Genomic DNA, 6,311 nt, shown 5'->3' with positions numbered 1-6,311 from the left:
TCGCTGGTGAGTCCGGCGGCGGCCAGGGCCGTTGATGGCCCCCCGGGGCCAGCCCCGACAGCGGCAGGGCTCCGGCGCCTGCTGCGCAGCCTGCGGCCCCACCGCAGGCTCGTCGGCCTGGCGGCCACCTGCTCGGTCCTCAACAAGCTCTTCGACCTGGCGCCCCCCGTCCTCATCGGCCTGGCGGTGGATGTGGTCGTCCAGCAGCGCACGTCCTGGCTGGCCGGTCTGGGCGTCACCACCGTGCCGGGCCAGCTAGCGGTGCTGGCGGTGCTCTCGTTCCTGATCTGGAGCGCCGAGTCCCTGTTCGAGTACCTCTACGCACTGCTCTGGAGACGCCTCGCCCAGACGGTGCAGCATGAGCTGCGCATCGAGGCCTACGACCACCTCCAGCACCTGGAGATGGGCTTCTTCGAGGCCGGCAGCAGCGGGCGTCTGCTCACGGTCCTCAACGACGACATCAACCAGCTGGAGCGCTTCCTCGACCAGGGCGCCAACGAGATCCTGCAGCTGATCACCACCGTTCTGGCGGTGGGCGGGGCGATGGTGGTCCTCTCCCCCACGGTGGCCGGCGTCTCCTTCCTGCCGATCCCGGTGATCCTCTGGGGCTCGCTCCGCTTCCAGCGGCGCCTGGCCCCCCGCTACCGGGAGGTGCGCGAACGGGCCGGTGACCTGGCCAGCCTGCTGAGCAACAACCTCGGCGGCATGCTCACCATCAAGAGCTATGCCGCGGAGGCGTGGGAGAAGCAGCGGCTGATCGCCCAGAGCCAGGCTTACCGGGCCAGCAACGGCCGGGCCATCCGCCTGTCGGCCGCCTTCATCCCCCTGATCCGCTTCGCGATCCTGTTCGCCTTCATCGCCATCCTCGTGATCGGCGGACTGCAGGCCTGGAGAGGCGCCATCGCCATCGGCACGTATTCGTTCCTCGTCTTCATCACCCAACGGCTGCTGTGGCCCCTCACCACCCTGGGCCGCACCCTCGACGACTATCAGCGCGCCATGGCCTCCACCCACCGGGTGATGGACCTGCTGGACACCCCCGTCGCCATCCCCAGCGGCAGCCTGCCGCTGCCCATCGCTGACGTCCGCGGCCGGATCCGCTTCGAGCGTGTCGACTTCGCCTACGCCGGCCGGGAGCCGCTTCTGGCATCCTTCGACCTGGAGATTCCCGCCGGCGCCACCGTGGGGATCGTGGGGGCCACGGGCTCCGGCAAGAGCACGATCGTCAAGCTGCTGCTGCGGCTCTACCCCATCCAGGGCGGGCGGATCCTGCTCGATGGCCTGGCCATCGAGCAGCTGTCCCTCCAGGACCTGCGTCGGGCCATCGGCCTGGTGAGCCAGGAGGTGTTCCTGTTCCACGGCACCGTGGCCGAGAACATTGCCTACGGCAGCTTCGCCGCCACGCGCGCGGCCATCGAACGGGCGGCCGGCCTGGCCGAGGCCGCGGGATTCATCGACACCCTGCCCCAGGGGTACGACACCCTGGTGGGGGAACGGGGCCTGCGCCTGTCCGGGGGCCAGCGCCAGCGCATCGCCCTGGCCCGGGCCATCCTCAAGGATCCACCGGTGCTGGTGCTGGATGAGGCCACCGCCGCCGTCGACAATGAAACCGAAGCGGCGATCCAGCGTTCCCTCGATCGGATCACGGCCTCCCGCACCACCCTGGTGATCGCCCACCGGCTGAGCACCGTGCGCCACGCCGACCGCATCGTGGTCATGGAGCAGGGCCGCATCGCCGAGAGCGGCTGGCATGACGAGCTGCTGGCCAGGAACGGCGCCTACGCGGCCCTCTGGCGGGTGCAGACGGGGCTGAGGCCGGAGGAGGCCCTGCGCTGAGCCCGGTGGGATTAGCGTGGATTCAATGAAGATTTCCCAACCCAGGACAGGGTCCCGGCCCCGATCATCCCGTCGGCGCACCCCCGTGCTCCTCGCCGTGGTCTGCGGCCTTGGGGCGGGTCTGCTGCTGGCCGGCCCCCTGGCCCAGCTGATCTCGGCCAGGGCCACGGCCGGGGGGAACCCGGCACTGACCAATCCGTTCGCCGCCTGGAGCGGCGGCATGGACCGTCAGGACGTCCTGATTCTGGGAACCGACGTGGGGGGTGGCAACACCGATGTGATCGCCACCCTGCGCATCGATGGCAAGCGCACCAGCATCACCCAGATCCCCCGCGACACCTACATCGAGGCCGAGAGTTTCGGCCCGGTCAAGATCAACGCGCTCTACAGCCTGGGCGGTATCGAGGCGGTCAAGCGCGAGATCTCCCAGCGGCTCGGCCGCCCCATCCAGCACCACCTGGTCGTCAACCTCTCCTCGATCCGCCAGATGGCCGATGTGCTCGGCGGCATCGAGGTGGACGTTCCCAAGCGCATGCTCTACGTCGACCGCAGCCAGGGGCTGTCGATCGATCTGCAGCCCGGGATGCAGACCCTGCGCGGCAAGGATCTGGAGGGTTTCCTGCGCTTCCGCCATGATGAAACGGGCGACCTGGGCCGCATGGACCGCCAGCAGCTGGCCCTGCGATCCCTGTTCCGCAAGCTCACCCGGCCCGAGTACCTCGTGCGGCTGCCGGCCCTGATGATGGCCGCCCGCAAGGACATCAAGACCGACCTCGGGCCCATGGAGCTCGGGGGCCTGATCACGGCCATGGGCAGCACCCAGCTCGACACCGAGCGGCTGGACGGGCGCCCCTTCTACAAGGACGGCATCAGCTACTGGGACGCCGTCTGGCCGGCACCGGAGAGCGACCCCCTGGAGGCCGGCAACGAGGGCCAGGCCAACGCTACGAACGGCCGCCACCGTTTCCTTTTCTGACCTCCCCGGGCGGGGCGGCGGGATCCTCACCGCCATCGGGCGGGTGGCCGTCGCGGTCGGACAGGGTGATCAGGGCCAGACCGAGGGCCATCAGGACCGGCACCGGGCTGGAGACGGCCACGGTGACACCGAGGGCCGCTGTGAACCAGATCGAGGCGGCACTGCTCAGACCCCGCACCTCCGGGATGCCGTGCTTGGAACGCGCCGGAGGCACCAGGATCTCGCCGGCCCCCAGGAAACCGATGCCCGCCGCCACCCCCTGGATCACCCGGCTGCGGGCCTGGGCATCAGTGCCCGCCGCCAGGACCATCAGGCAGGCACTCATCCCCACCAGCACATGAACCCGCAGCCGGTTGGGGTGGGCACGGCTGCCGTGGTGAGCCCGGTTGATGCCCACCGCCAGTCCGCAGAGCACCGCCATTCCAAGTCGCAGCAGGGCCTCCAGATCCGGGGTCAGCGAGAGGACCATGGCTGTCCACGGCAGGGTGAGGGGTGACCAACCCTGGCGCATCGGCGAACGGCCGTGGACGATGGAGCTTCATAGGCTCCTGCCAGCCCAGCGCCACCAGGTCCGTGCGGTCCGCCCTGCTTCGCAACAGCCTGAGGCTCGGGGTGGCCGCCTTCCTCACCGCCGCCCTGTCGCTCTGGTTCGAGCGGATCGCCTACGTCTGGTATCCGATGCTGGCCGTGGTCACGGTCATGGAGGACGGTGACGACCTCAGCCTCCAGGCCGCCAGGGTGCGGGTCTTCGGCACGATCACCGGAGGGCTGGTCACCTTCCTGGTGCACACCCTGCTCTCCGGATGGCCGGGGGTGCTGGTGTCGCTCCTGCTGATCCTGCCCCTGCTGCGCTGGCTGGGATGGCAGTCGGCGGCCGGCACGGCGACGCTGGTCAGCCTGATGTTCCTGATGATCCCCAGCCACGTGGCCCTGAACTGGGATTACGTGTTCAACCGCACGCTGGACACGGCCGTCGGCTGCGTGATCGCCCTTGTGGTGGGGCTGCTGTTCTGGCCCCGGCGGGGGTTCGACCGGCTGCTGCGGCTGGAGGCCGGGCTGCGCCAGGGCTATGCCGCCCAGCTGGAGCAGCAGCGGAACTGGCTGGAGGGCCGTGGCGTGCGGCCCCAGCCCCTGCCCCCGGCCCGGCTCAGCCGTGACCTGGTGGCGATGGAGCAGTTGCTGGCCCAGGAGCGCCGCGGACCCCGTGGCCAGCGCCTGCAGCGGCAGCACTGGTCGCAGCGTCTGCAGCTGTGGGGCGCGGTCCAGCACCACTGGGTGCAATGGGAGCGGCTGCTGGGGGGCCTTCCCGACCGGGTGCGTCCGGACCCAGAGCCCGGGAATCCCCTGCGGGCCGGCATGGCCTCCATGGCCGCCCTGCTCCGGGGGGAGAGCTTTCCGGTCCTGGCCCCGGGCCCAGGGCCCTGGCAGTCCCTGGCCCGGCGCCGCTCCCTGCCGTTGCTGCCACTGCTGGCCCTGGCCCAGGAGCAGCATCCGCTGCTGGCCAGCCTGCGGACCCTCAGCCTGGTGGCCCGATGCTGATCCGCCGCTCCGAACTGCGCCTGGCCCTGACGGCCGGCCTGATGAACGGCCTTGGGTCCCTCGCCCCGTTGGCCTACGGCTTCTATGCGCCGTTGGCCGTGCTGGTGGTCTGCACCGGCACCTACGGGGGCTCCATCGGCCTGGGGCGCCAGCGGCTGCTGGGGTCGCTGGTGGGGGGGGTGGTGCTGGTGATCGCCTTCACCGGGCTCAGCCATCTGCCCCTGGCGCTGGGGCTGAGCCTGTCCCTGATCGCCATGCGGCTGCTGGGGGCGGCGCTGGGGCTGGAGGTGGGGTACAAGGTGGGCAGCAACATCATCGTGATGGGCTGGCTGGTCCACGACGGTGAGCTGGGGATCTGGGTCCCGGTGCGCCTGTTCTGGACCGCGGCCGGCATCCTCGTGGCCCTGCTGAGCCTGCGGCTCTTCTGGCCCGACCTGGCGGTGGAGGGCAACCGGCAGCGGCTGCGCCGGTTCCTGGCCGAACTCGGTGGGGCGCTCGTCGTCCAGGCCGACCGCCTCGTGGCGCCGGCCACCACGGCCCCCCCGGGAGCCCTGGCGGCTGCCCGGCGGCTCGAGCTGGAGACGGCCCAGGGGCTGCGGCGCCAGCTGGTGACGCTGCGCCAGGCGATGCCGGCGGTGGCCGATGAGCTCGGCAACAACCCCACCAGCCATGCCACCTACCGACTCTTCCAGCTCCTCAACGGGGCCGGCTCCCAGCTGGTCGGTGTGGTCGACGGACTGCGGCTGCTCGAGCACACCCCGGCGGATCGGGGCCCCCTGGAGGGACTCCACGGCGCCCAGGCCGAACTGCTGCGGGCCGTGGCCGGGCGATTGGAGCAATGGCGGCAGTGTCTCGAGGTGCCGCACCGCCATCGGCCGGCGCCACCGGCCGCGGCCATGACCTCTCCGGCCCGCTGGAGGGACCTGGAGCGCTCGCTGCACGATCCGGACCTGAACAGGTTCGATCTGCCCCTGCTGCAGCGCAATGCCAGCCGGCTGATGCTCTGCGGCCAGGCCCTGCGCAGCATCGAGCAGGCCGAGCACAGCTGGCGGGCCCTGGGGGAGGCCAGCGGCTGACGCCATGGCTGCAGCGCGCCCGTCCCCACCGCAGGCCCCCGGATGCCACCCGGCGCTGCTGGGAGTGCTGATGGCGCTGGCCGCAGCCAGACCCGCCGGCGCCGAACCGATCGCCCCCGGGCCCGGAGCTGCCCCGGCACAGCTGGTGGCGCCAGCGGAGCCGCCCCTGGTCCGGCTGGAGCCGGGCTGGGCCACCCTCCAGCAGACCCTGGCTCTGCCGGCCTGGGTCGATCTGGAACTGGAGGTCCTGGCCGAACCGATAGCCAATCCCGTCGGCGGCCTGGTGAGGGAGGCGAGCTGGATCCAGCAGACGACCCTGGCCCTCACCCTGCGAGCTCCCACCGGCGAGGCGGCGGCAGGGGAATGGAAGCGTTGGGCGATGCATCTGGCCGTCGCTGCCTACAACGGCGATCCCAACTACGCCCAGCGGCTGGGGGCGGCGCTGCCCCTGCAGCAGGTGGCCAACCCGGTGGGGTTCTGGCTCACGCGAGCCAGCCTGGAGCGTCGCTCCGGCGACGGTCGCTGGAGCCTGGAGGCGGGCCTGGTGGGCATGGATCCGGACCTGTTCAGCAGCCCGATCGAGGCCTTCTACGTCCATGACGCCCTCAACGGGGCGCCGGTGCTGTTCACGATCCCGAACTTCCCTGTCTTTCCCGTGGCGGCGCCGGGCGCCCTGCTGGTGCTGCGGCCGACCCCGGCCACCACTGTGCGGCTGGCCAGCTTCGACCTGGCGGCCACCGACGACATCGCCAGGCTCCTGGGGGCCGTCAGTGGCCTCCCCCCGGGGCGGGGCTGGACCCACCAGCTGCAGTGGAGCTATGCGGCCCCCTGGCTGAACCGCCGGCTGGAGACGCCGATCGCCGCCTGCCGCGCGGGGGGTGGCC

5 protein-coding genes and 1 pseudogene are annotated in these 6,311 nt (G+C 71.4%); 5 read left to right on the top strand and 1 reads right to left on the bottom strand.

Annotated features, from left to right (window positions below):
- The first annotated feature begins 78 nt into the window (after positions 1-78).
- Complete coding sequence (locus VB737_RS04990; RefSeq protein WP_500311649.1) at positions 79-1,836, top strand: ABC transporter ATP-binding protein; 1,758 nt, start codon at positions 79-81, stop codon at positions 1,834-1,836.
- An 85-nt stretch (positions 1,837-1,921) separates the two neighbouring features.
- Positions 1,922-2,812 carry an LCP family protein gene (locus VB737_RS04985; RefSeq protein WP_500311647.1) on the top strand — a complete coding sequence of 297 codons (891 nt, stop codon included), beginning with the start codon at positions 1,922-1,924 and terminating at the stop codon, positions 2,810-2,812.
- Here VB737_RS04985 and VB737_RS04980 read toward each other — a convergent pair.
- Positions 2,781-3,281: an MgtC/SapB family protein gene (locus VB737_RS04980; protein WP_500311646.1), complete on the bottom strand. Its 501-nt coding sequence runs from the start codon at positions 3,279-3,281 to the stop codon at positions 2,781-2,783. The genes VB737_RS04985 and VB737_RS04980 overlap by 32 nt on opposite strands.
- Before the next feature lie 104 nt (positions 3,282-3,385).
- Between VB737_RS04980 and VB737_RS04975 the strand changes: the two genes are divergently transcribed.
- The 3 genes and pseudogenes from VB737_RS04975 to VB737_RS04965 form a co-directional block, all read left to right on the top strand.
- On the top strand, positions 3,386-4,351 hold the full coding sequence (locus VB737_RS04975) for an FUSC family protein (RefSeq protein ID WP_500311644.1): 966 nt from the start codon (positions 3,386-3,388) through the stop codon (positions 4,349-4,351).
- Entirely contained in the window at positions 4,345-5,427 is a 1,083-nt protein-coding gene (locus tag VB737_RS04970; RefSeq protein WP_500311643.1) for an FUSC family protein, read from the top strand. The genes VB737_RS04975 and VB737_RS04970 overlap by 7 nt, the downstream gene beginning before the upstream one ends.
- A gap of 70 nt (positions 5,428-5,497) precedes the next feature.
- Positions 5,498-6,311: pseudogene (locus VB737_RS04965) on the top strand (hypothetical protein); the annotation flags it as partial.

The sequence above is a fragment of the Synechococcus sp. BA-120 BA3 genome (genome assembly GCF_034931285.1).
Taxonomy (GTDB): Bacteria; Cyanobacteriota; Cyanobacteriia; order PCC-6307; family Cyanobiaceae; genus Cyanobium.
This window is presented reverse-complemented; position numbering and strand designations above follow the sequence as displayed.

What these genes read in the sequence shown, in the direction of transcription:
- VB737_RS04970 (WP_500311643.1), top strand. Translation starts at nt 4,345, where the DNA reads ATGCTGATCCGCCGCTCCGAACTGCGCCTGGCCCTGACGGCCGGCCTG.
- VB737_RS04980 (WP_500311646.1), bottom strand. Translation starts at nt 3,281, where the DNA reads ATGGTCCTCTCGCTGACCCCGGATCTGGAGGCCCTGCTGCGACTTGGA.